Origin of the sequence: [Clostridium] scindens, from assembly GCF_019597925.1 — a bacterium.
GTDB lineage: Bacteria > Bacillota > Clostridia > Lachnospirales > Lachnospiraceae > Clostridium_AP.
Map to the genome: position 1 here is coordinate 1,174,019 of NZ_CP080442.1, position 26,364 is coordinate 1,200,382.

22 protein-coding genes are annotated in these 26,364 nt (G+C 48.8%); 21 read left to right on the plus strand and 1 reads right to left on the minus strand.

Annotated features, from left to right (window positions below; all coding sequences use genetic code 11):
* The first annotated feature begins 20 nt into the window (after positions 1-20).
* The 5 genes from K0036_RS05645 (at position 21) to hflX (ending at position 6,602) form a co-directional block, all read left to right on the plus strand.
* Positions 21-2,369, plus strand: coding sequence for a heavy metal translocating P-type ATPase (locus K0036_RS05645; protein WP_227036335.1), 2,349 nt, complete (start codon positions 21-23; stop codon positions 2,367-2,369).
* A gap of 162 nt (positions 2,370-2,531) precedes the next feature.
* The gene (locus tag K0036_RS05650; RefSeq protein ID WP_025644540.1) at positions 2,532-2,891 is read left to right on the plus strand and encodes an ArsR/SmtB family transcription factor; all 360 of its coding nucleotides are present in this window, start codon (positions 2,532-2,534) and stop codon (positions 2,889-2,891) included.
* A gap of 31 nt (positions 2,892-2,922) precedes the next feature.
* On the plus strand, positions 2,923-4,785 hold the full coding sequence (locus K0036_RS05655) for a heavy metal translocating P-type ATPase (protein WP_025644539.1): 1,863 nt from the start codon (positions 2,923-2,925) through the stop codon (positions 4,783-4,785).
* Positions 4,786-4,793: 8 nt separating this feature from the next.
* The gene (locus tag K0036_RS05660) at positions 4,794-5,318 is read left to right on the plus strand and encodes a tetratricopeptide repeat protein (protein ID WP_025644537.1); all 525 of its coding nucleotides are present in this window, start codon (positions 4,794-4,796) and stop codon (positions 5,316-5,318) included.
* 3 nt (positions 5,319-5,321) lie between these two features.
* On the plus strand, positions 5,322-6,602 hold the full coding sequence (gene hflX / locus K0036_RS05665; protein WP_220430926.1) for a GTPase HflX: 1,281 nt from the start codon (positions 5,322-5,324) through the stop codon (positions 6,600-6,602).
* Here hflX and K0036_RS05670 read toward each other — a convergent pair.
* Entirely contained in the window at positions 6,551-7,393 is an 843-nt protein-coding gene (locus tag K0036_RS05670) for an AraC family transcriptional regulator (RefSeq protein ID WP_025644533.1), read from the minus strand. The genes hflX and K0036_RS05670 overlap by 52 nt on opposite strands.
* A 160-nt stretch (positions 7,394-7,553) precedes the next feature.
* Between K0036_RS05670 and dapF the strand changes: the two genes are divergently transcribed.
* The 16 genes from dapF (at position 7,554) to K0036_RS05750 (ending at position 26,359) form a co-directional block, all read left to right on the plus strand.
* A complete protein-coding gene (gene dapF / locus K0036_RS05675; protein WP_025644531.1) occupies positions 7,554-8,411 on the plus strand; it encodes a diaminopimelate epimerase in 858 nt (285 codons plus the stop codon).
* A 27-nt stretch (positions 8,412-8,438) separates the two neighbouring features.
* Positions 8,439-11,783: a helicase-exonuclease AddAB subunit AddB gene (gene addB / locus K0036_RS05680; protein ID WP_220430927.1), complete on the plus strand. Its 3,345-nt coding sequence runs from the start codon at positions 8,439-8,441 to the stop codon at positions 11,781-11,783.
* A 3-nt stretch (positions 11,784-11,786) separates the two neighbouring features.
* The gene (gene addA / locus K0036_RS05685; protein ID WP_220430928.1) at positions 11,787-15,389 is read left to right on the plus strand and encodes a helicase-exonuclease AddAB subunit AddA; all 3,603 of its coding nucleotides are present in this window, start codon (positions 11,787-11,789) and stop codon (positions 15,387-15,389) included.
* Complete coding sequence (locus K0036_RS05690) at positions 15,386-15,652, plus strand: DUF1294 domain-containing protein (protein ID WP_025644520.1); 267 nt, start codon at positions 15,386-15,388, stop codon at positions 15,650-15,652. The genes addA and K0036_RS05690 overlap by 4 nt, the downstream gene beginning before the upstream one ends.
* 811 nt (positions 15,653-16,463) lie before the next feature.
* Entirely contained in the window at positions 16,464-16,787 is a 324-nt protein-coding gene (locus tag K0036_RS05695) for a PadR family transcriptional regulator (RefSeq protein WP_025644518.1), read from the plus strand.
* Positions 16,784-17,470 carry a DUF1700 domain-containing protein gene (locus K0036_RS05700; protein ID WP_025644516.1) on the plus strand — a complete coding sequence of 229 codons (687 nt, stop codon included), beginning with the start codon at positions 16,784-16,786 and terminating at the stop codon, positions 17,468-17,470. The genes K0036_RS05695 and K0036_RS05700 overlap by 4 nt, the downstream gene beginning before the upstream one ends.
* A 2-nt stretch (positions 17,471-17,472) precedes the next feature.
* On the plus strand, positions 17,473-18,321 hold the full coding sequence (locus K0036_RS05705) for a DUF4097 family beta strand repeat-containing protein (RefSeq protein ID WP_220430929.1): 849 nt from the start codon (positions 17,473-17,475) through the stop codon (positions 18,319-18,321).
* Between the two features lie 49 nt (positions 18,322-18,370).
* Complete coding sequence (locus K0036_RS05710) at positions 18,371-18,565, plus strand: PspC domain-containing protein (protein ID WP_004605659.1); 195 nt, start codon at positions 18,371-18,373, stop codon at positions 18,563-18,565.
* 127 nt (positions 18,566-18,692) lie between these two features.
* Complete coding sequence (locus K0036_RS05715) at positions 18,693-18,887, plus strand: small, acid-soluble spore protein, alpha/beta type (RefSeq protein WP_004605660.1); 195 nt, start codon at positions 18,693-18,695, stop codon at positions 18,885-18,887.
* A gap of 110 nt (positions 18,888-18,997) precedes the next feature.
* On the plus strand, positions 18,998-19,696 hold the full coding sequence (locus tag K0036_RS05720; protein ID WP_220430930.1) for a WecB/TagA/CpsF family glycosyltransferase: 699 nt from the start codon (positions 18,998-19,000) through the stop codon (positions 19,694-19,696).
* Positions 19,697-19,914: 218 nt separating this feature from the next.
* Entirely contained in the window at positions 19,915-21,003 is a 1,089-nt protein-coding gene (locus tag K0036_RS05725; protein WP_025644510.1) for a PucR family transcriptional regulator, read from the plus strand.
* A 16-nt stretch (positions 21,004-21,019) separates the two neighbouring features.
* Positions 21,020-21,706 (plus strand): cell division ATP-binding protein FtsE, encoded by a 687-nt coding sequence (ftsE, locus tag K0036_RS05730; RefSeq protein ID WP_025644508.1) that lies wholly within the window; start codon positions 21,020-21,022, stop codon positions 21,704-21,706.
* On the plus strand, positions 21,696-22,604 hold the full coding sequence (ftsX, locus tag K0036_RS05735) for a permease-like cell division protein FtsX (RefSeq protein WP_025644506.1): 909 nt from the start codon (positions 21,696-21,698) through the stop codon (positions 22,602-22,604). Before ftsE ends, ftsX begins: the two co-directional genes overlap by 11 nt.
* Before the next feature lie 18 nt (positions 22,605-22,622).
* A complete protein-coding gene (locus K0036_RS05740) occupies positions 22,623-23,732 on the plus strand; it encodes a murein hydrolase activator EnvC family protein (protein ID WP_025644504.1) in 1,110 nt (369 codons plus the stop codon).
* A 17-nt stretch (positions 23,733-23,749) separates the two neighbouring features.
* Positions 23,750-24,931 (plus strand): S41 family peptidase, encoded by a 1,182-nt coding sequence (locus tag K0036_RS05745; RefSeq protein ID WP_220430931.1) that lies wholly within the window; start codon positions 23,750-23,752, stop codon positions 24,929-24,931.
* 141 nt (positions 24,932-25,072) lie between these two features.
* On the plus strand, positions 25,073-26,359 hold the full coding sequence (locus tag K0036_RS05750; protein WP_025644500.1) for a dihydroorotase: 1,287 nt from the start codon (positions 25,073-25,075) through the stop codon (positions 26,357-26,359).
* The last annotated feature ends 5 nt before the right edge of the window (positions 26,360-26,364 follow it).

Sequence of the window (26,364 nt, forward strand, 5' to 3'; positions counted from 1 at the left end):
CATTCAGGAGGATTTGAGATATGAAAGAAGCAGAAAGAGTGAGGGTAGCACATGAGCACGAAGCGTGTGGATGCGGCCACGACCATCATCATGAGCACGTGCATGAAGAGCATGAGCACCATCATCATGAGCACGAAGCGTGTGGATGCGGCCATGAGCACCATCATGAACATGGGCATGAAGAGCATGAACACCATCACCATGAGCATGAAGCAGCGGCATCCCGGGAGACGCTTCCAATGCCGGAGGGTGTTGAAAAGAGAGTGTATATACTTGAGAATCTGGGCTGTGCCAACTGTGCCGCCAAGATGGAGCGCATGATCGGGGAACTTCCAGGGGTAAAGATGGCTACCATTACATATGCCACAAAGCAGCTGGCAGTAGCGGCAGACCACCAGGAGGCATTGCTTCCGGAATTCAGAAGGATATGCGCATCCATCGAGGAGGATGTTACGGTAACGCCCAGGGACAGCGCACCAGTAAAAAAGCAGGAAAAGACCAGCACTGTCCAGGATAAAAAGGCGGATATCCTGGCCATAGCCGTGGGGGCGGTGATGTTTGTGGCTGGAGAGGTGATCGAGCATCTTTATCCGGCATCTTTGATTAGCACGGTACTGTTTATAGCGGCATATGTGATTCTGGGTCTTGGCATTGTGTGGACGGCAGTTAAGAATCTGGCAAAGGGGCATGTGTTTGATGAGAATTTTCTAATGAGCGTGGCAACGCTGGCGGCATTTGCCATTGGTGACTTTGCGGAAGCGGTAGGCGTCATGCTGTTCTACCGGGTTGGAGAATTGTTTGAAGACATTGCAGTAAGCCGCAGCAGATCCCAGATCATGGAAGCAGTTGATCTGAGGCCGGAAGTTGTAAACCTTGTCCGTGGAGACGAAACGAAGAGCATCCCGGCCCAGGAGGCAAAGGTGGGGGATATGATCCTGATCCGTCCGGGCGACCGAATTCCACTAGATGGCGTCATCGTTGAAGGAAGAAGTCAGATCGATACCTCGCCGGTCACCGGGGAGCCAGTTCCGGTAAACGTATACCCGGGAACCGAAGTCTACTCCGGATGTGTAAATGACCAGGGGGTTCTGAAGATGGAGGTAAGAAAGCCGCTCAGCGAGTCTATGGTAACCCGGATATTGGATTCCGTAGAAAATGCGGCTGCCAGCAAGCCGAAGATCGACCGCTTCATTACCAAGTTTGCCAGGATCTATACTCCGGTGGTCGTAGCAGTCGCAGCTGCTACGGCAGTGATTCCTTCCCTGGTTACCGGCGAATGGAATCACTGGATCTATACGGCGATTACGTTTCTGGTAATCAGCTGTCCATGCGCTCTGGTACTCAGCGTTCCTCTGGCTTTCTTCTCTGGAATCGGCGCAGGCTCTAAGAGGGGAATCCTATTTAAAGGAGGAGTAGCCATTGAAGCGCTTAAGGATGTAAAGGCCATCGTTATGGATAAGACAGGAACCATAACGAAGGGAAACTTTGTCGTACAGCAGGTGGTTTCTTTGAAACGATTGACGCAGAAGCAGATCCTCACAATCGCTGCGGACTGCGAGCTTAGTTCGACGCACCCTATCGGCACCAGCATCGTGTCGGCGGCAAGGGAAAAGAATCTGGAACTATCCAGTCCGAAAGAAGCGGAGGAAATCTCAGGCAAAGGGATTCGTGCCGTGTTCCCGGAAGGAACCGTGCTGTGCGGAAGCAAGGGACTTCTGGAAAAATACGGAGTGGATGTCAGCGGATATCAGTCGGATCTGTATGGCACAGAAGTGCTGATAGCGGTAGATGGCGAACTGGAAGGCTATCTGGTGGTCGCAGATGTAATCAAGCCGGAAGCAGGAGCGTCCGTGAAGCGTATGAAGTCACAGAACCTGATCACGGCTATGCTGACGGGAGATGCCAGGGACAATGCGATGGCGGTTGCAAAAGAGACCGGAATTGACGAAGTCCATGCCCAGCTTCTGCCGGAAGATAAATTAAGCCATTTAAAGCAGATCCGTAAGAAGCATGGCTCCGTCATGTTCGTAGGCGATGGCATCAATGATGCGCCGGTTCTTGCCGGGGCAGATGTAGGCGCTGCCATGGGGAACGGGGCGGATGCCGCGATCGAGGCGGCGGATGTGGTATTCATGACATCCTCGGTGGACGCCATACCGGAAGCAGTTTCCATTGCAAGGAAGACCGGGAAAATCGCCATGCAGAATGTAGTATTCGCGCTGGCCATCAAATTCCTTGTCATGATTCTTGGATTCACAGGCTATGCCAATATGTGGATGGCGGTATTTGCCGACACAGGCGTTGCAATGCTTTGCGTGCTGAATTCAATCCGGATACTGTATGCCGGTCAAAATAGTGGCAATGCATAAGAAAATGCATAAGAAATAGTTACGAAAATATTAATTTTAATTCATTTAATGCCAAATGGTTGAAATAACAATCACCATTTGGCATAATTAATAAATGAGTGAATATTCATACCTATTGGGGCATGCCGCGATAGGGTTTATCATGCTGAAAGGAAGGAATGTATGAAGAAGACAGAAGTAGAGTGCTGCGATATTACATGCATTCATGATGATAAAGTCCGTGCGGTCCGGCAGAGGATGCCGGAGGAAGAACGGTTAAAAGAACTGGCGGATTTTTACAAAGTGTTTGCGGATGCTACCAGAATCAAGATTTTGTGGATTCTGCTGGAATCAGAGATGTGCGTCTGCGACCTGGCAGAGATTCTGGGGATGACCCAGTCGGCCATCTCGCATCAGCTTAGAGTCTTAAAGCAGATGAAACTGGTAAAGAACAGAAGAGAAGGGAAGACGGTATACTATTCATTGGCCGATGGCCATATCCAGACGATAATCAGTCAGGGAATGGAGCATATCGCGGAATAGTTTTCATATAGTTATCAAAAAGGACAATATTATGACCGAGGAATTGAAGAAAAGGTGTATCATTTATGCGGTGGGGGTGTTTGTGTACGTATGCGGGATAGCGGTGACCATCCAGTATACGATGTCCGACCGGGCAAAGTTCATATGGTTTCTGGCAGCATACCTGATTATAGGCTTTGATGCCTTTAAGGTGCTGGAAGAGAAGCTGGCGCAGAAGAAGTTCCTGACAGAGTATACGCTGATTATACTTGCTACGATAGGGGCTTTTGGCGTGGCGAGATATGTAGAGGGCGTACTTGTTATGCTCTTATTTGAATTGGGGATGATGTTTGAAGCCTATTCCACGGACAGCGCCAAGCGTTCCATCAAAGAACTGATCGATATCCGGCCGGAATACGCGACCCGCAAGGTACACGGAAAAGAATTCAAGGTGGATCCTTCCGCGCTGAAACTAGGACATATTATTGTAATCAAGCCGGGAGAGCGCATCCCTGTGGATGCGGTTGTCGTCTCCGGCACTACAAGCATTGATACAAAGGCTTTGACAGGAGAAGCCATGCCCCAGTCCGCATGGCCGGGAGACCGGATATATAGCGGATGCATCAACCTCAATGGGGTGATCGAGGCAAAGGTCACGGCGCTGTATGTTGACTCCACCGTAACCAAGATTATGGAGATGGTAGAAGAGGCTCAGGAGAAAAGGGCGGAAAGCGAAGATTTTATTACGAGGTTCTCAAGAATCTATACGCCGGTTATGCTGGTGTGCGCCTTGCTCGTCATGATCTATCCGCCCCTTACATTTTCCTATGGGAATTGGGATACCTGGATCTACAGAGGATTGATCTTCCTCGTAGTAGCGTGCCCCTGCGGACTGGTCATGTCCATTCCGATTGCTTTCCTTGGCGGCATTGCGTCAGCAGCCAGACAGGGGATCGTGATCAAGGGCGGCAACTATCTGGAGGACCTTTCCAAGGCAGATACCTTCGTGTTTGACAAGACTGGAACGCTGACGGAAGGCATATTCAAGGTAAAGGAAGTAAAAGCGGTGGGGATGGACAATGACGAGCTGCTTCGTATCGCAGCCCATGTGGAGAGTTATTCCAACCACCCGATCGCCCAGTCCCTGTCAGAAGCCTACGGGAAAGAGATCCATAAGAACAAGGTATACCGGATGCGGGAACTGCCGGGCTATGGCGTCAATGCGACTTTTGAAGGCGAGCGGGTCTATGTGGGTAATAAGCGGCTGATGGATCGGCAGAAGGTTCTCTGCGATGAAGTGAGCCGTGATGGAACGGTCGTCTATGTTGCCATCGGCAAGAAATATGCCGGCTATATCGTGATCGCCGATTCTGTCAAGGAAGATGCAAAGACGACACTCCAATACTTGAAGGAAAAGTGCAAGGCAGTACTGGTAATGCTTACCGGAGATACCAAGAGCAGCAGCCTGGAAGTAGCCAGGAAGCTGAAGATAGACTATGCGTACGCAGAACTGATGCCAGAGGATAAATTAGAGCAGCTGGAGGACTTTTTAGATCTTCAGGATTCTACGGAGCGTCTGGTATGCGTTGGAGACGGAATCAATGACGCGCCGGTCCTTGCAAGAGCTGACGTAGGAATCGCTATGGGCGCGCTGGGCTCGGCGGCAGCAATTGAGGCGGCTGATATTATATTGATGGAAGATGAATTGCCAAGAATCGTGGACGCGATCAAGATTGCGAAGGAGACCTTAAGAGTAGTCAGCCAGAATATTTCTTTTGCATTGATTGTGAAGGTGCTGATCCTGATACTTGCCACAATTGGCTATTTTGGAATGTGGGAAGCAATTCTGGCTGAAGTCGGCGTAATGTTCGCGGCAATCCTGAATGCCGTCTGGGTTGTCCGTTATACTGTTTAGGAGGATATATGAAGTATAGGAAGATAGCCCTGTCTGTGATGGCTGCTGCCATTGTATTGACAGGCTGTGTAAAAAATCCATCTGAAAAAGGAGTAGAATACCTGGAAGATGGAAAATATAAAGAAGCGATCGAACAGTTCCAGGATGCAATCGATTCGGAGGTGAATATAGGAGATGCCTACAGAGGAATCGGGATTGCAAAATGGGAGCAGGAAGATTATGAGGGAGCAAAAGAAGCGTTTCAGAACGCGCTTGATAATGGTGCCAAGAAGACTGGCACCATCTATAATTTTATGGGAAACTGCGATATGAAGCTCTCCAGGCCGGAATCTGCCCTTAACTATTACCGCCTTGGCGTCGGCCAGGAGGATAGCAGCGAGGAACTCAAAAAAGAGATGCACTTTAACATGATCGTAGCATATGAACAGATGAAGGATTGGGAAAGTGCGAAGGCCAAACTAAAGGAATACCTGGCAGAGTATCCGGACGATGAAGCAGCAAAAAAAGAATTGGAATTTCTGGAGACAAGATAATATATGGGAAATATGATTGATTTGGAAAAAGAGACCGAACGGGTCATCCTGGTAGGCGTCAGCGTAACGGATGAGGATGACACCCAGAAGTCGTTAGAGGAATTAAAGGATCTGGCTTCCACAGCCGGAGCGGATACTGTGGGCGTGGTGATTCAAAACCGGGAGCAGGTCCATCCGGGCACTTATGTAGGCAAGGGAAAGATTGAAGAGATCAAAGATCTGCTGTGGGAATTGGAAGCAACCGGGATTATCTGTGATGATGAACTATCCCCGGCGCAGATGAAGAACCTTCAGGATGAGCTAGACGCGAAGGTGATGGACCGGACGCTGGTCATACTCGATATATTTGCGTCACGGGCTTCTACCAGCGAAGGCAAGATTCAGGTAGAACTGGCCCAGTTAAAATACCGTCAGTCTAGGCTTACCGGATTTGGCACGGCGCTTTCCAGGCTGGGAGGCGGCATAGGTACCAGAGGGCCGGGAGAGAAGAAGCTGGAGATGGACCGAAGGCTGATCAAGGGACGGATTGCCCAGCTGAACCGGGAATTGAAAGACGTGAAGCGTCACCGGGAGGTCACAAGAGAGCAGAGAAGCCGCAACCGGATTCCGGTGGCGGCCATCGTAGGGTATACCAATGCAGGAAAGTCTACGCTTCTTAATACGCTGACCGGGGCAGGTATCCTGGCAGAAGATAAGCTGTTTGCAACCCTTGACCCCACCACCAGGGAATTGAAGCTTCCCAGCGGACAGGAGATACTGCTTACGGATACGGTAGGATTCATCCGCAAGCTGCCGCATCATCTGATAGAGGCTTTTCGAAGCACGCTGGAAGAAGCCAGGTATGCGGATATCATTCTTCATGTAGTAGATGCGGCCAATCCCCAGATGGACGAGCAGATGTATATCGTATATGAGACGCTTCAGAATCTTGGAGTAACCGATAAGCCGATCATTACTATATTCAACAAGCAGGACAAGGCACAGGACGATGCCATCGTCCGGGACTTTCATGCAGATTATACGGTCAAGATCTCCGCAAAGACAAGGGGAGGAATACCGGAACTTCTCAAGACTATAGAGGCAGTACTCAGGCAGCAGAAGGTTGCCATTGAGAATCTCTATCCTTACCAGGATGCGGCGAAGATCCAGATGATCCGAAGATTCGGGGAACTGCAGGAAGAAGAATACCGAGAGGACGGCATCTTTGTCAGGGCTTATGTACCTGTGGAAATCTATGACAAAGTCAAGGTTTCCCGGGGGGATTCGCCAAAAAGCCCCTTATAAGAGCGGGAGAACGTGGAGTAATCCTTGAATCCGCAGTCAAAACAGGCCTGCGTGCTGGGCACGCCGGATAATATCAAGTCTTTTGCAAGCAGGAGCCGCTTCTGGGAGATATAGCGTCCCATAGTATAGCCGGTCTCCTGCTTGAATAGTCTCATCATATAATATTTGCTGATGTAGAAAGTGTCCGCCAGATGGTCTATGGTCAGATCCCTGCCAAGATTCTCGTTGATATAGCGCAGGATATCCAGAACCTTCACATTGCAATTGGCGGTATCGATAAATTCCAGCCGGTTCTTTCTCGCGGCGCGGTTCAGATGTATCATGAATTCCAGGAATAGGACCTGGCGGTATAATCCGGCTGCATATCCGTCGTCGGAAAAGGATTTTTCCAGCTGGGTGATGGAGCGGAATAGAGAACTTCTCTCAAGAGATGGGATGCGAAGAACGTTGGAATGCTCTTCTTCGGCTTTCTGAAAGCAGTAGCTAAGATCATAGGAATCCGTCTGATAGGCATTGATGAAATTGGGCGATATATATACGATGATCCGTTCATATACGGTAGAATTATCTACAATCAGGCGGTGGATATCATTGTGCTTTACCAGCACGATATCATAAGGGATGAGCTCATATGATTTTCCCTCCACCATGTAATTGACATTTCCTTTGATAAATATGGTGATCTTGTCAAAGTCGTGATAATGGTATTCCACCTCCCGAGTCTCCTGATCCGTAAGGTGGAACAGTCGGAATTCGCTATTTAAGTATCCTTTTTTTACATATTGTTCCATAAGGGCGCCTCCTTCTTAGAGTTTATCTTATAGCAAGAGAGCATTATTTGCAATATGCTAAGCACGATTTGTGTTGAAATGGGAAATAATGCCTGATATGATAGAGATATAATAACGGGGAGCAATAAGGACAATCCCAATGGAAAGACGGAGGTATGTTATGAAGGTTGTGTTGGAACGTTATCATGGGCTGGGAAATGATTATGTTGTATTTGACCCTAATAAGAATGAACTGGAACTTACACCGAAGAATGTAAAGATGATCTGCGACCGTAATGAAGGGCTTGGCTCGGACGGCGTGCTGGAAGGACCTATCCTGAAAGAAGATGGAATGCATGTAAAGGTCTGGAATCCGGATGGAAGCGAGTCGGAGACCAGCGGAAACGGGGTCAGGATATTCGCAAAGTACCTGAAAGACGCAAGCTACGTACAGAAGAAAAACTTTAAACTCTATACAGGCAATGGGCCAGTGGAAGTTACATTCCTCAATGAAGACGGCAGCCGCCTTCGCGTATCCATGGGAAAACTGTCTTTTTGGAGCGATGATATCCCGGTGACAGGAGAGCGCAGGGAGGTCATCAATGAAGATATGGTATTTGGAAGAACCTTGTATCCGGTTACTTGCGTATCCATCGGCAATCCGCACTGCGTTATTCCGATGCGGGAGATCTCGAAGCCGCTGGTATGCAAGATTGGCGATTACGCAGAACTGGCAAGATACTTCCCCAAACGGATCAATACGCAGATTATGAAGGTGATCGATAAAGAGCATGTGGCGATCGAGATCTATGAACGAGGTGCAGGCTATACGCTGGCTTCCGGAACCGGCGCATGCGCTGCCGCCGGAGTCGCCTATAAACTGGGAATGACCAACAACAAGGTCATAGTACAGATGCCGGGAGGCGAGCTTCAGGTCGAGATTGAAGAAGACTGGAACGTATTTATGACAGGCGACGTGTTCTATGTGGCAAAGATTACCCTGAGCAATGAGTTTGTTGAAAAATTAAGAGCGATATAATATACTAAGGCATAGGGAGGAAAACCTATGCCTTTACAATTTATATTCGGGCCGTCGGGCTCGGGAAAATCATATCACCTATACCATCAGATAATTGACGAATCTAGGCTCCATCAGGAGCAGAATTATATCGTCCTTGTGCCGGAGCAGTTTACGATGCAGACGCAGAAGGATCTGGTCAATATGCACCCCTGCCATGGAATCATGAATATTGATGTGTTAAGTTTTGTCAGGCTGTCTTACCGCGTGTTCGAAGAGACGGGCGGAGGGACGCTGCCCGTTCTGGACGATGAAGGCAAGAACCTGATTCTGAGAAAGATAGCCGGAGACTACGAAGGGGAACTCAAGGTTCTGGGGGGAAATATGAAGAAGCTTGGGTACATCAGCGAGGTGAAGTCAGTCATCTCCGAGTTTGCCCAATATGACATTACGGAAGAAGAACTCGAACGCGTCATGGAGACGGCGGGAGAGGAATCCAGGCTATACTACAAGCTGAAAGACATCCAGGTGCTTTACAGAGGATTCATGGAGTATCTGGAAAAGAAATATATTACAAAAGAGGAACTGCTGGATGTTCTAAGCCAGATGGTCTGCAAGTCTGATATGCTCAAGAACAGCACGGTAGTGCTGGATGGGTTTACCGGCTTTACGCCGGTGCAGAACAGGCTGCTTCTGGAACTTATGACCCATTGCCGCAAAGTAGTGATTACGGTGACCATGGATGACCGGGAAGATCCTTACGTCTATCAGCACCCATACCAGCTCTTCGGGCTTGGAAAGCATATGGTGACCACGCTGATGCGGCTTGCCAGAGATCATAACATAGCGGTTGACGAGCCGGTCTGCCTGTATGGCAGGCCTCCTTATCGTTTTAAGGATCATGATTCCCTGGCTTTTCTGGAAAGAAACCTGTTCCGCTATCATGGGAAGGGATTCGGAAAAGAGCCGGAGTCGATCGGAATTCATGTGACAAGAAATCCGAAGGAGGAGGCCATGGCCGTGGCAGGAGCAATTCGGGCGCTGGTGAGGAAGGAAGGATACCGCTACCGGGAGATCGGCGTCATCGTAAGCAATATGGACGTGTACGGCGACGATCTGGAGCAGGCCTTTGCCATGTATGAGATTCCGGCTTTTATGGATCATAAGAGAAGCATTCTTCTAAATTCTTTTGTCGAGTATATCAGGAGCCTGCTTGACATGGCAGAACAGAATTTTACTTATGAAAGCGTGTTCCGGTTTCTTCGGACCAACCTGGCAGGGTTTAGCTTTGATGAAGTGGACAGGTTAGAGAACTATGTCATTGGCCTGGGGATCAAAGGCTATAAAAGGTGGCAGGAGAAATGGGTACGCCGCTTGAAGGGGATGGAAGAAGAGGAATTGGAGGCGTTGAACCACTGCCGCGTAATCCTGGTAGAGAAGGTAGACGGCCTGCTCTATGTACTGAAGCAGAGAAGCAAGACGGTTCGTGACATTACTATGGCTCTGTATGAATTCATGGTGCGCGAGGACCTGCAGGTGAAACTGGCGGCTTTGGAAGAACGGTTCCAGGCAGAAGGGGAACTGGCGCTTGCAAAAGAATACGCCCAAGTATACAGGATAGTAATAGAACTGTTCGACAAATTCGTAGAACTTCTGGGGGATGAGAAGGTCAGCCTGAATGAATACTGCAAGCTGCTGGATGCCGGCCTGGAAGAAGCGAGGGTAGGCGTAATCCCACCCAGCGTTGACCAGGTGGTGGCGGGAGACGTGCAGCGGACCAGGCTTAAGGATATCAAGGCGCTGTTCTTCGTGGGAGCCAATGACACATATCTTCCGGGGCCATTGCTTCGAACCGGGCTTCTGTCCGAAAGGGATCGGGAAAAATTTGCCAGGGAGAGGCTTTCTCTGTCGCCGGGAGGCAAGGAACAGGCCTATATCCAGAAGTTTTATCTCTATATGAATCTTACAAAGCCGTCCGAACAGCTGAATATCTATTACAGCAAGGTGTCTGCGGACGGCAAGAGTATCCGTCCGTCTTATCTGATACAGGAATTGAGACGGCTATTTCCATTGCTTCCGGTGCAGGATGAGGAAGGCATGGCGCTTCCGCTGCGGGAGATTACGGAGAAGATGGGAATTAGCTATCTGATTCGCGGTTTTCAGGGAAATGGGGAAGGCATGGACGCGGCGTGGAAAGAACTCTATACCTGGTACAAGAAGAGCCCTAAGTGGCAGAGCAAGGTGGAGAGCCTGTTAAAAGCCGGGTATTACCGCCGGCCTATGGATGGATTGACCGAGGCCGTTGCCAAAAGGCTTTATGGGGAAGAATTTGAAGACAGCATTACCAGAATGGAAAGGTTCCAGACTTGCGCGTTTGCCCATTTCCTGACCTATGGGCTGAATCTTCAGGAAAGACAGGAGTATGATTTCCAGGCAGTGGATATGGGAAATGTGTGCCATAACGCGCTGGAGCGCTTTTCCCGTAAGGTTGAAAGGGAAGGCTGCGGCTGGGTTGGATTAAAAGAGGAGAAGCGGGCTTCCTTCATTGACGAAAGCGTGGAAGAGGCGATCACGGACTATGGCAATTCGGTATTGTATAGTTCTGCAAGGAATGAATATATGATCGTGCGCATGAAGCGCATGCTGGAGCGTACGGTGTGGGCGCTTACCAAGCAGCTGTCTGCCGGAGACTTCCAGCCTTCTGCCTATGAATTCCGGTTTGCGAACGGCAAGATCGACCGGATCGATACCTGCGAGGATGGGGATAAGGTCTATGTAAAGGTGCTGGATTACAAGACCGGGAGCAAGGCGTTCGATGTGGTCGCCCTGTATCATGGTCTCCAACTGCAGCTGATGGTGTATATGGACGCGGCGGTAAAAGCGGAGCAGAAAAAGCATAAGGAGCAGGAAGTCATTCCGGCTGGCGTGTTCTATTATCGGATCCAGGATCCGCTTGTTGACAAGCAGGAAGAGGCCTCGGTGGAAGAGGCCCTATTGAAGGAATTGAAGCCGGATGGAATGATCAACCTCAAAGATGAGGTGCTCCATCATCTGGAACACCGGACGGAGGGGGAATCCCTGGCAGTTCCGGTGAAGTTCAACAAAAACGGAAGCCTGGCAAAGAGTTCCAAGGCCGTGCCGGAGGAAGAATTCCAGATCATGATGCGGCATGCGGCAAGAAAAGTAGAAGAAACCCACCAGAGCATCTTAAGAGGAGAGACGAAGGCCTCGCCATACAGAAGAGGTCAGGAGACCGGCTGTGATTACTGCAAGTACCGGCACGTATGCGGATTTGATGTGAAGGTTCCGGGATACGCTTACCGGGATATCGGGAAGATGAGCAAAGAAGAAGCGATCGCTGCCATGCAAGCCGCTTCGAAAGGAGAAGAATAGGTCATGAAAGTTACGTGGACAAAGGAACAGCAGAAAGTCATAGACCTGAGAAACAGGAATATTCTCGTATCAGCTGCGGCAGGCTCTGGCAAGACGGCCGTCCTGGTGGAACGCATTATTACTATGCTCACGGAGGATGAAAGCCCGGTAGATGTAGATCGTCTGCTGATCGTAACATTTACGGAGGCAGCGGCGGCGGAGATGAAGGAACGTATCCGCAATGCCATTGAGAAGAAACTGGAAGAATACCCGGGCAACGAGCATCTTAAGCAGCAGGCCACTTTGATACACAATGCGCAGATTACGACGATTCACAGTTTCTGCCTGTCGGTGATCCGGGATCATTTTCACGCGATTGACATGGATCCTGGATTTCGGATTGGAGAGGAAGGCGAGTTGAAACTTCTGCGCCATGACGTGCTGGAAGAGATGCTGGAGGACCGGTACCAGCGGGGAGAACAGAGATTCCTGGACTTCGCTGCTGCTTATGGCGGCGGGAGAAGCGATAAGAAGATGGAAGAACTGGTGCTGAAAATCTATGAGTATTCCAGGAGTTACCCGGACAGTGAAGGATGGCTGTCCTCCTGCTTGGAGGCCTATAACGCGGACAGCCTTTCGGAATTGGAGGAAAGCGGCTATATTCTTCTGGTGATGGATAATGTGAGACGGTACCTTTATGATGCCGGAAGGCTTCTTCATGAGGGGCTGGATATCTGCAATGACCCGGATGGGCCTGCGGCCTATGATACAGCTCTTCGAAGCGACATCCAGATGATCGAGGAATTGAGGGGGACGGGCGCGTTTACGGAACTTGGAGTAAAGATGAACAGCGTAAAGTGGATGAGGCTTGCAGCCAACCGGGATAAGACGGTGTCGGAGGAAAAGACAGCCAAGGTAAAGGCAATCCGGGAGGAGGTAAAAGGGCTGGTCAAAGATCTGGCCGGCCAGTATTTTTATCAGGATGCGCCGGGAATTCTTGAAGACCTTCAGATCTGCCGTCCTGCGATGGAGGAACTGGCAAGCCTTGTCCGGGAGTTCGCCGAAAGATTCGAAGAAAAGAAGCGCTCCAAAAATATGATTGACTTTTCTGATATGGAACAGTACGCGCTGAGGATTCTTACTGATAAGACGGACGAAGGATTTGCCCCTTCGGTCATCGCCAGGGAGTACCAGCAGCAGTTCCTGGAAATCATGATTGATGAATATCAGGACAGCAATCTGATCCAGGAAGCTATCCTAACCAGCATCTCTACCGTGTCTGAGGGACGTTATAACATATTCATGGTCGGGGATGTAAAGCAGAGCATCTATCGATTCCGCTTATCCAGGCCGGAACTTTTTATGGAGAAATTCGATACTTATGATACGGATGACAGCAAGACGCAGAGAATCGACCTTCATAAGAACTTCCGCAGCCGGCGGGAAGTGCTGGAAGGAGTCAACTATATCTTCCGCCAGATCATGACCCGGGAACTGGGGGGCATCGTCTATGACGACCAGGCAGCGCTGTATGTGGGCGCGGATTATAAAGATGGAGAAAATATGGAGACAGAGGTGCTGGTCATTGACAGCAACGTGGATGCATGGGAAGATGAGGCGCAGTCAGTTCAGGGAATTACGGAACGAGAATTGGAGGCCAGGGCGATCGCCGGGCGTATCCGGGAATTAATCCATCACCAGCAGGTGACGGACAAGAAGACCGGGGAATTCCGGCTGGCGCGCTATTCGGATATTGTCATACTGACCCGCAGCATAAAAGGATTTGCGGATGTGTTTACGGAGGTGTTGAGCAAAGAAGGGATTCCGACCTATGCAGGCACCAGAGAGGGATATTTTGCAACCCAGGAAATTGGGGTGATTCTGGATTACCTGCGTGTCCTGGATAACCAGAGGCAGGACATCCCGCTGGCAGCGGTGCTGGCCTCGCCGATTGGCGCTATGACGGAGGAAGAACTAGCGATTATAAGAAGCAGTTATAAAGAACGGCCCTTCTTCCAGGCAGTGTCAGACTATCTTGCGGGAGGCGAAGATGAGTCTATTCGTGGCAAGCTGGGCCGGTGCCTGGGCCAGATGGAGGCATTTCGCAAGGTGGTTCCTTATACGCCTATGCATGAGTTGCTGCATATGGTGCTGGAGAAGACCGGCTACGGCGACTATGCCTGCGCCATGCCGGGAGGCGAGCAGAGAAAGGCCAATCTTGACATGCTGGCAGAGAAGGCAAGGGTTTTTGAATCTACCAGTTATAAGGGGCTGTTCCATTTTATACGCTATATAGAACAATTGCAGAAGTATGACGTGGATTATGGGGAAGCGAGTATTGAAGATGAGCAGTCTGACACGGTGCGTATTATGACCATTCACAAGAGCAAAGGACTGGAATTTCCCATTGTGTTCGTAGCCGGAATGGGGAAACGGTTCAATATGCAGGATGCCAGAAGCAGCGTGGTTCTTCATTCAAAAATGGGCGTGGGCCTGGACGCGATTCATATTGCCAACAGGACGAAAAGTCCAAGCCTTGTAAAAAAGATTATCCAGAAGGAAGAAGCATTGGACAGCCTGGGCGAAGAATTAAGGGTCCTCTATGTGGCATTAACTAGGGCTAAGGAGAAATTGATCATTACGGGAACTATTCCAAATCTGGAGAAGAAGATGCCGCTCTATGAGATGGGGATTACATTTGGCCGTCTTAGCAAGGCATCTACTTATTGGGACTGGATTCTTCCGGCAGTATCCAGCGTGCCGCCCGAGGTTCCTATCGCAGTAAAAAGGATAGCATTTGACGATATTGTAAAAGAAGAAGTCATAGAAGAGACTGCCGGAAGGATGACCAGGGCGATGCTGGAAGCATGGAATACCAGCCAGGTCTATGATCCGGCCATGCATGAGGCGATAAAAGAGCAGTTTGGATATCAGTATCCATATGCCGGAAGCGGAATGCAGAAATTAAAATTTACCGTTTCCGAACTTAAGAAGAGAATCTATCTGAAGGAAAGCCTGGGCGAGGAATTAGACGAAAGAGGCGAATTATTGTATGAAGAGCCTGAAGTGGTTCCGCTCATTCCAAGATTCCTTAAGGAAGAGGAAGAACTGACAGGGGCTTCCAGAGGTACGGCATACCACCGCCTGATGGAACTTCTGGATCTTGCACAGGATTATGGGGAAGCGGAACTGGCGGACGCGGTGAGCGCATATGTGGAAGAAGGAAAGATGGACGCGGATATGGCTGCCTGCATACGGCACGGCGATATCCTGGGCTTTTTAAATGGCGGGGCAGGACAGCGAATGAAAGCGGCTGCCCGGGCAGGCGCCCTATGGAGAGAGCAGCCCTTCGTGCTAGGGGTGGACGCCAGAGAAATGTACCCCGAAGAACAGGAAGGCGAGCTGATCCTGGTACAGGGAATCATAGATGCTTACTTTGAAGAGGCGGACGGGCTGGTAGTCCTGGACTATAAGACAGACCAGATATACACGCCGGAAGGGCTGATAGAACGGTACCATTCCCAGCTGGACTACTATGCGAAGGCGCTGGAGCAGCTGACACAGAAAAAGGTTAAGGAGAAGATTATCTATTCCTTTACTATAAAGAAAGAGATTCGATTGCCATGACACAGATATTAGCTGTATATATAATACTCATAAATATTGTTACATTCTGGGTGTTCGGACATGACAAGCGCCAGGCCAGGAACAAAGGCTGGCGCGTGCCGGAGAAGACCCTCTTCCTTTTGGCGGCAGCTGGAGGGAGCATTGGCGCTATAGCAGGAATGCAGATATTCCGCCATAAGACCAGACACTGGAAGTTCCGCTTGGGAATGCCGCTGATATTGGGAGCGCAGTGTGTGGCGGGGTGGTGGATTTTTTGGGCGTAGGCTTGTGATTGTTAAGGAGGACGGCGTAGGGAGGGGCTGTGGCTTGCAGCGGCTCCGACTCGCTTCGCCGGGAAAGTATAAGCAGAAAAACCTGATTTACAGATAACCGGACATATTCGGCGTGAAATTCTGAAAGAATTTCGCACCTCAGATGTCCTCGAAGATTTTGTTTGAGACAAAATCTTCGTATCTGGAAATCAGGTTTTTTTGCTAACACTTTCCTACGGCTCCCTCGACGGACCACCGCAAGCCACAGCCCCTCCCTACGCCTGCTTTCTAAGAAGCCACGATGCTGCGCCGTGGGGGAGAAATCGCCAGGAAGCCGCAAGAAGTACATATTCGTATCATTTTGCTCAATGCTGCGTTGAGGCTAAAGTCTAAAGATTTCTATTGCTAAACTTCCGCGACTAAAATAAATCCGGTGAAAAGTGTAATTTAACGCAGGCACACCACGCAGAATTGCCAACAAATTGCCGGTAGCCGGGGAGGGCGGGGAGGCTGTTTCGCAGGGAAGCGGAGGCGTCCGGAATATCCATGCCCGGAATGTTAGGCCGCGGGAGAGGAGTCAGCCGACGACTCTCCCGCAGACTTACATCCCGGTGCATGAGATGCAGGCGCCGAAGCGTCGAAGAAACAGCCTCCCCGCCCTCCCCGGCGTACCACAATCCCCAATTCCTCAATTTCCATAAAAATATTCTCGCAAAAAATATAATATGTGTTGACAAATCATATTATACGACATATAATATAACCATCAAAACAATATTGTAATGAAAGATATATTATAAAATTCCAGCAAAGGAGTGAGAATATGGTATTTAACACCGGAGCCGCTCTTCTGGACGCCATAGTACTGGCGGTCGTATCCAGGGAGAAGGAAGGGACTTACGGATATAAGATTACCCAAGACGTAAGAAAGGCCATTGACGTATCAGAATCAACATTATATCCTGTGCTAAGGAGGCTGCAGAAAGACGAATGTCTGGAAGTATATGATAAGCAGTTTGACGGACGCAACCGGCGCTACTACAAGGTGACGGAAAAAGGTATGGCGCAGTTGAATCTATATCGGGTAGAATGGAAAAATTATTCTTTGAAGATTAATGAATTGTTTGAGGGAGGTGTGACTGCATGAACCGCATAGAGTTTATGACAGAATTAGCCGCATTATTACAGGATGTGCCAGTAGAAGAACGCAGAGAGGCGATGCAGTATTATAACGATTATTTTGATGATGCGGGAGAAGAGAATGAAGAGCAGGTGATATCTGAATTAGGAAGCCCTGCAAAGGTGGCGGCCACGATCAAGGCCGATCTGGGAAGCCAGGCCGGCGATTACGCGGAGTATTCGGAGAATGGATATACCGACTCCAGGTTTGACCAGAAGGAGATGCCGGCGGGCAGGGACTATCAGAGGAAGGAAGAAAAAGAGCCTCCGAAGACCAGCAGGGCGTTGAAGATCGTACTGATTATCGCGATCATTCTGGTTGGTGCGCCAGTTCTGATTCCGCTGGGAGTTGGAATAACGCTGGCGGTACTTGGATGCATAATTGCGTTGTTCTGCGCGTTTATAGCGCTGGTAATTGCATCCGTGGCAGTAGCGATTGCAGGAATCGTGGTATTCTGTGTTGGAATCGCTACATTGATTCCGGAACTTGCCGTAGGATTAGCGCTGGTAGGAACAGGACTGATATTGACGGTACTGGGCGTGATAGCAACCGTAGCAAGCGTGAAGCTTTGCCTGGTAGTATTCCCGGGGATCTGTAGAGGAATCGTATGGATCTGCCGCAGGCCGTTTCAAGGAAAGGCGGTGGCATAAGCATGAAAAAGGGATGGAAGATATTCTGGATAGTATGCGCGGCAACGGCAGCGATTGGCTTTGTGTGCTGTGTGATCGCCAAGGTACTGGGTGTTACGACAGATATGATAGAAGGACGCTTTCCGCATGGCATAGGGGTGTTTTCCTACAATTATACGGTGGATGATTATATCAATGACGATGATGACATCCCCCTTGCGGATGATATGAAAAATAGTTATAGCAACATAACCGAAATAGATGTAGACATCTTCGCGGGACAGGTGAAGGTCGTGCTTTCCGACGATGCAAAAGATGTAACAGTCGAGACAAGAGGCATCAACAAGCGTCTGGGACTTAAGTGCTATCAGGACGGCGACGAATTAAAGATAAAGTCTAAGGAAAGGATATGGCATGTCAACAATGTGGGGTCAGGAACGATTACGATTACCCTGCCCAGGGACTTAAGGCTGAATGAGGCATCCTTTGACATTGGAGCCGGTACGCTGGATATAGAAAAGATTTTTGCCCAGGATCTGTATGTGGGCGTGGGAGCGGGCGATGCGAATCTTACGCATTTTGAAGCAGGCGAGGTAGAATTTGACTGTGGAGCCGGAAGCATCCATGCGAATGGAGATGCAAGGTCAGAGATCGATATTGACGGCGGAGTGGGCGAGATTATCCTGACGGTTTCCGGAGAAGAATCCTCTTACAATTATGATATCGACTGCGGAGTAGGAGAAGTCATCTGTGGAAATACTACTTATTCAGGCTTAGCCAACGAAAAGAATATTGACAATGGGGCTTCAAGAGATATTAAGGTAGATTGTGGAGTGGGGACCATTACGATTAATTTTGGAAATGCATTATAACGGGGACGTCCAAGAAAACCGGACGCGTGAATGAAAGGAGAATTATTAAATGGAACAGAAAAGACTATATAGATCACGGGAAAACCGCATGATATGCGGGGTATGCGGAGGCATAGCCGATTATTTCAATGTAGACCCGACGCTGATTCGTCTGGGACTTGTGTTATTAGCTTGTACTGGTTCAGGAATCCTGGCTTATTTTATAGCGGCTATTATAATTCCGGACCAACCAAGAACATATTAATCTTCAAAGAGGGAGAAGCATCCGTACAGGGTGCTTTTTCCGCGTATAAGGAAGGCGGGAGGGGCTGCCAGTATATTCCATCCAAAAGGTGTCAATACTTACTAAAAAATGAAAGGGGTATTGTGCTATGGCTGGAAAGAAGAATAAACCGATCAAGCTGGATGAACTGACACAGGAAGAAAAGATGAAATACGAGATCGCGGAGGAACTGGGACTGCTGGACAAGGTAATGCAGGAGGGATGGAGATCGCTGTCATCCAAGGAGACAGGCAGAATCGGAGGCCTGATGACGAAGAAAAGGCGGGAAGCCGAGAAAAAGTAACAAAAATATTACGAATATTAATTAGTGTGAACAATTGGTCATAAAGGTTGAAAAGAGGGTATCCATTTGCTATAATCGAAAAACTGGTAAAAACATTAGCAGGTGAAGTTATGAGCGATAAGATTAAAGTTTTAGATATTGATATAGATAACTGCACGGCCAAGGAAGCCATGAAGGAAACCATGGAGTATCTGAAGTCCGAGCCGGTAAGCGTGATAGAGATGGTTACAGTGGATGGATTGATGCAGATGGACGAATTGCCGGAACTCAAAGAGAATATGCAGGAATTCGATCTTGTACTGGCTGGGGATAAGACAATCCTGGAGGCAGCAGATATCACAGACCGCAAGTTCCTTCAGGAGACAGAAGGCCATTTGTTCCTGAAGATGTTTATGCGATACCTTCATAAGAACCATAAGAGAATCTATCTTCTGGTGGAGACGGAAGAGGAGGGCCAGGAGTTCTATGACTACCTTCAGAGATACTATAGCGGACTCCAGATTATCGGACTGGCAAAGGTATCGGCAAGGAACCGGGCGGATGATATGCTGGTCAATGCGATCAACGGCGGCGAGGTGGACTGTATCTTCGCGGCGCTGTCGGCGCCTCTTCAGGAGGACTTTATTATGAAGAACCGGAGTCTTCTGGATGCCCGCGTCTTTATCGGGCTGGGGAAGGAAAGCCTTCCGGTAAAGAAGGCAGGCCTCGGGCAGAGCAGGATTGGACAGTTCCTTATCCGGCGCATTTTCAAGAAAGAGATTGAGAAGCGCAAGCGCAGCGAGCCGAATCAATTCTCCCCCGCAAAATAAATAAGAAAATTATAAGATTTGACTTTTCGTCACTATGTACATGGCCAAAAACTGAATATTTTATTAAAATCTTGAGGAAATTAACAAAAATATGTGATTTCCTCTTTATTTTTTTGTTGATATATATTAAGATAGAATTCAGTAGTATGCATTTTGGCTACTTTTTCAAGTAATTTGTTGTGAAAAATGCATATTGAAATGAGTGGAGGAGATGGAATATGATATCTAATCAAATACTTCAAAATACGATTGAAGGATTGAAAGGGATTACACGAATTGACTTCTGCGTAATGGACACCGACGGTAAATCTCTTGCAAGTACATTTTCAGAACAGGACAACTATGAAGAAGAGGCAGTCTCCTTCGTAGAATCCCCGGCAGACAGTCAGGTTGTACAGGGATATCAGTTCTTTAAGATTTTTGACGAGCATCAGCTGGAATACATCCTGCTTGCCAATGGAGGCAGCGATGATGTATATATGGTAGGAAAGATTGCCGCGTTCCAGATTCAGAATCTTTTAGTGGCTTATAAAGAACGATTTGACAAGGACAATTTCATTAAGAACTTGCTGCTTGACAACCTGCTCTTAGTGGACATTTACAACCGTGCCAAAAAATTACATATTGACACAGAAGTGAGACGTGTTATCTTTATTATTGAGACAAAGCACGAAAAGGACAGCAATGCTCTCGACAATGTGCGCAATCTGCTGGGCAACCGGACGAAGGATTTCGTAACGGCAGTTGATGAGAAGAATATCATTGTCGTAAAGGAACTGGAGCCTGGCGACGGGCACGAGGAACTGGAGAAGATCGCGCAGAATTTGTATGTGCTCCTGAAGGAAGATGGAGAAGAAGAGATCCTGATCGCCTATGGAACCATAGTCAATGACATTAAGGAAGTGTCTAAGTCTTATAAGGAAGCGAAGCTTGCCCTGGACGTGGGCAAGATATTCTTCGGGGAGCGAAGCGTAATCGCTTACAGTGCTTTGGGAATCGGACGCCTGATATACCAGTTGCCGATTCCGCTATGCAAGATGTTCATACGTGAGATTTTTGAGGGGAAATCGCCAGATGATTTCGATGAAGAGACGTTGACTACCATTAACAAATTCTTCGAGAATAATCTGAACGTATCAGAAACATCCAGACAATTATATATTCACCGTAACACATTAGTATACCGGCTGGATAAGCTTCAGAAGAGCACGGGGCTAGATCTGCGCGTGTTTGAAGATGCCATTACATTCAAGATCGCACTTATGGTCGTGAAGTATATGAAGTACATGGAATCACTGGAGTATTAATAATCAGGAGGAAAGTATGATTGAATTAAAAGAAGTAACGAAAGAGTACTCGAAAGGGGTTGCAGCCCTGAACGGCGTTAACCTGAAGGTTGAGCAGGGCGAATTTGTATTTATCGTAGGGGACAGCGGATCAGGAAAGTCTACGCTGATTCGTTTGATCATGAAGGAACTGGACCCTACCTCAGGAACGATTATCGTAAACGGACAGAACCTGAACCGGATGAAGCACAGGAAGATTCCGATGTACAGAAGAGGAATCGGAGTCGTATTCCAGGATTTCCGGCTTTTGAAGGACAGGAATATCTATGATAATATAGCATTTGCACAGCGCGTTACAGAGACGCCTACCCGAATCATCAAGAAAAAGGTGCCGGCGGCATTATCGCTGGTAGGGCTGGCCCAGAAGTACAAATCATATCCAAAGGAACTCTCCGGAGGAGAGCAGCAGCGTGTTGCCATCGCAAGAGCGATCGTGAATGAACCGGCAATCCTGCTGGCAGATGAGCCTACTGGCAACCTGGACCCGACAAATTCATGGGAGATTATGAAACTGTTGGAAGAGGCGAACGACAGGGGAACAACCGTATTGGTTGTTACGCATAACCAGGAGATTGTAAACGAGATGAAAAAGCGAGTTGTTACAATGAAGAAGGGAGTCATTGTAAGCGACGAGAAAAAAGGTGGGTATAATAATGAGAATTAGTACAGTAGGATATTCGATGAAACAAGGGGTGAAGAACATTGGAAGAAACAAGATGTTCTCTATCGCATCCATTGCGACGATGGCAGCGTGTATCTTCCTGTTCGGCTTGTTCTACTCCATTGTCATCAACTTTAACTATATCGTGGAAAAAGCAGAAGAAGGGGTGGCGATCACCGTATTCTTTGAAGAGGATGCTACCCAGAGCCAGAAGGATAAGATTGGCGATGAGCTTAAGACGGCCGATGGCGTTCTTGAAGTAAACTATATCAGCGCGGATGAAGCGTGGGATAAGTTCAAGGGCGATTATTTCGGAGAGTCAGGAGATCTTGCGGAAGGATTCAAGAGCGACAATCCGCTGGCTAATTCTGACAACTATGAAGTCTATATGGAAGACGTATCCAAGCAGAAGGATGTCGTTGCATTTGCGGAAGGCCTGGAAGGGGTCCGCAAGGTCAACAAGTCGGATGTCGTGGCAAAGACGCTGACAAGCGTGAATAAATTAGTGGGCTACGTTTCCGTGGCAATCATTGCAATCCTGCTGGCAGTATCCATATTCCTGATCAGCAATACGGTCACCATGGGTATTACGGTAAGGCGCGAGGAGATAGCGATTATGAAATACATAGGCGCGAAGGATGGATTCGTCCGGGCGCCGTTCGTGATAGAAGGTCTGATCATCGGAGCGGTGGGGGCCGTGATTCCGCTGGTGATGCTGTACTTTATGTATGACAAGGCGATTTCCTACATCATGACCAGATTCAGCCTTCTGAATAATATTGTAGACTTCCTTCCAGTGGCAACCGTCTATAAGACACTGCTTCCGGTGGGAATCGTACTGGGAGTCGGTATCGGTTTCCTTGGAAGTTTCTTTACCATCCGTAAGCACTTGAAAGTATAATTTTTAAGGGGGATACATATGATACGAGGGAAGAGGTTGATAAGCCTTCTGCTGGCGCTTATGCTATGCTTAGGCCTGGCTATCCAGGCGAATGCGGCTGATCTTAGCGACACGAAGAAAAAGGCGCAGGAACTGGAAGAAAAAAAGAAAGCGGCGGAGGGCGAGAAGGCGTCTCTGGAGGCACAGTTAAGTTCGATTGTCTCGGAGATGGAGGATACCAAGACAAAGATCGACGAGAAAGAGTCTGAGATAACAGAGAAGGAAGACGAACTGATCCAGGCCAAAGTCGATGAGAACGACCAGTATGAAAGCATGAAGAAGAGAATCAAATATATGTATGAGAACGGCAATTCTCAGTTTATCGAGATATTGTGCGAGTCTAAGAGCATAGGGGATTTTCTTAACAATGCGGAGTATATTACGACCATTTCGGAATATGACCGGAATATGCTGGTAGAATTCCAGGAGGTCGTAAAGAAGGTGGAAGACCAGGAGGCTGCGCTCAAAGAAGAGTACGCAGAACTGGAGACGATGCAGAATGACCTGATCGCGAAGCAGGATGAAGTATCCGGCCTTATGGCCAGCAAAGAGGACGAGATCAGCAAGCTGGACAGCGAGCTGGGAGACACCAAGGATAAATTGTCCCAGCTGGAGGCGGCAGCGGCGGCAGCGCAGCGCAAGCAGAAAGAAGCGTCCGGAGGCGGAGGCGGTTCAGCCGGCGCGGCTGTAGTGACTGGCAATGGAACCTTTACCCATCCATGTCCGGGATATTCTTATATATCCAGTCCGTTTGGTTACAGGGAACAGCCACTGGCAGGCGCAAGCACAAACCATAAAGGCATCGATTACGCGGCAGGAACCGGAACCCCGATCTATGCGGCGGCAGCAGGGACGGTTGTCTCAGCAGGATACAGCGGGAATGCAGGAAAGATGATCGTTATCAACCATGGGAACGGATTGACGACGTATTACATGCATTGCAATGACCTGTATGTAAGCGCGGGGCAGTCAGTCAGCAAAGGACAGAACATTGCGGCTGTAGGAACAACCGGCAATTCTACTGGACCGCATCTTCATTTCCAGGTAAACTTAAATGGCACACCGGTTAATCCGGCAAATTATCTATAAGAACAGGATTTAATTAGATGAAAAACAAAAAAGGATTTTTGCAGGGGGCGCTTTGTGGCGCCCTTGCTATGTTATTGGTGGCAGGGCTTGTATCCTGCGGATTAAAAATGAAGGATAGCGGCAGCGGGAAAGACGCTGTCGATAGCAGCACGCAGAAGAAAGTATCGGAACTAAAGGAGTTGATCGATCAGAATTACATGGGCGATGTAGATGAAAAGCAATTGGAAGAAGGCATCTACAAAGGCTTCATCAGTGGACTGGATGATCCCTATTCCGTATACTATGACGAGGAAGAGACCAAATCCCTTTATGAGACCACCGAGGGAGAGTATCAGGGAATCGGCGCAGTGCTGAGCCAGAATATGAACACCGGCATCATCACCTTGGTGCAGATCTATGATGATTCTCCTGCGATGAAGGCAGGGCTTAAGGATAACGATATTCTCTACAAGGTAAATGGGGAGGAAGTTACCGGCGTAGAACTGACGGAGGTCGTCTCCCATATAAAGGGGGAAAAGGGTACGACGGTAGAGATGACGGTGCTGCGAGGCGCTGACAATGAAGAAGTGACGGTAACCGCTACCCGGGATACGGTCGAGGCCCAGACGGTCAAGTACCGGATGATGGATGGCCAGATCGGGTATGTATCGGTCTCTGAATTTGACAGCGTCACCTATGACCAGTATCAGAAGGCTCTTAAAGACTTAGAAGGCCAGGGGATGAAGGGGCTGGTAGTGGATCTGCGCAACAATCCCGGAGGCAATCTGAATACCGTCTGCGACATGCTGGATTTGATGCTGCCCAAAGGGCTGATCGTATACACGGAAGATAAGGACGGCAATCGGCAGGAGGCCTCATCCGATGATGAGAACCAGTTCACGCTGCCGCTGGCAGTATTGGTAAATGGCAATAGCGCCAGCGCTTCCGAAATCTATGCAGGCGCCATTCAGGATTACGGAATCGGAGATATTGTTGGAACCCAGACGTACGGAAAGGGCGTGGTACAGCAGATCTTTGACCTGAAGGATGATACTTGCGTGAAACTGACCATTGCAAAATACTTTACGCCTAAGGGGAGAAGTATTAACGGTAAAGGAATCACCCCCGACGTAGAGGTTGAGTATGAGGCGGATGAGAATAATCCGGAAGCCGACAATCAGCTGGATAAGGCCGTGGAAACGATAAAAAACAAACTGTAAAGAGCCAAAAATCCAAAGGGAATGCCAAATGGGGCATTCCCTTTTATTATTCCATGTGATAAAATAAACTACAGTATGGAATTCTATGCCCCATGGGCATGCTGTCGTGCCAAGGCAGGGACAGCGGAAAGGAAAGCATATATGACGATATTAATTAAAAATGGACATGTCGTTGATCCGCTTACAAGGATGGACGGAGACTACGATGTGCTGATTGAAGATAACCGAATCAAGAAGGTTGCGGCAACGATAGAGGAAGAGGCAGGGCAGGTCATCGACGCGGAGGGCTGCTATGTTATGCCAGGGTTCATAGACTTGCATGTGCACTTCAGAGATCCGGGACTGGAGTATAAAGAGACGCTCAAGACCGGGGGCGCGGCGGCCGTAAGAGGCGGCGTCACGACGGTGTGCGCCATGCCCAACACTAAGCCTGTCATTGACGATGGAGCCAAAGTCAGAGATGTGCATGAAAGGGCAAAAAAGGACTCTCTTGCAAATGTGATTCAGATCGGCGCAGTGACAAAAGAGCAGAAGGGGAAGGAACTGGCGGATATTGAGGGGATGGCGAGGGAAGGATGCCATGCCATCAGCGAAGATGGGAAGTCGGTAATGGATGCCTCCCTCTACAGAAAGGGAATGAAGGCAGCCAAAGCATGTGGAATCTCGGTTTTTGCCCACTGTGAGGATATCAACATGGTGGAAGGCGGCGTGATGAACGCGGATGAGAATGCGAGACGTCTGGGAATGAAAGGAATCACCAACTCCGTGGAGGATGTGATCGTGGCAAGGGATATCCTGCTGGCGAAGGAGACCGGCGTGCGGCTTCATCTGTGCCACTGCTCTACAGCGGACAGCGTGGAGATGATCCGCCTGGCCAAGGAAGAGGGGCTGCCGGTTACCGGCGAAGTGTGCCCGCATCATTTTACCTTGTGCACAGATGATATCAAGGAAGATGATGGAAATTATAAGATGAATCCGCCGCTTAGAAGCAAAAAGGATGTGGAAGCATTGAGAAAAGGGCTGGCGGACGGCGTTATGGATGTCATAGCTACCGATCATGCCCCCCACTCGGAGGAAGAGAAGAACCAGTCCATGGAAAAGGCATTCTTTGGAATCGTTGGGCTGGAGACGTCTGCGGCGCTGACTTATACGGAATTAGTAAAGCCGGGCATTCTTAGCATCATGGATATGGCGGAAAAGATGAGTTTCAATCCGGCGAAGATACTGGGGCTTGAGGAGAAAGGCTCTGTATCCGAGGGGAAGATTGCGGATATTGTGATCTTTGATCCGGACAAGTCCTACGCCATTGATAAGAATACCTTTGCGTCCAAAGGAAAGAATACGCCGTTTGACGGCTATCCAGTGACAGGGAAAGTAAGGTATACGCTGGTCGATGGCAGAATCGTGTACAAAGATGAGAAAAACTAGGAGGT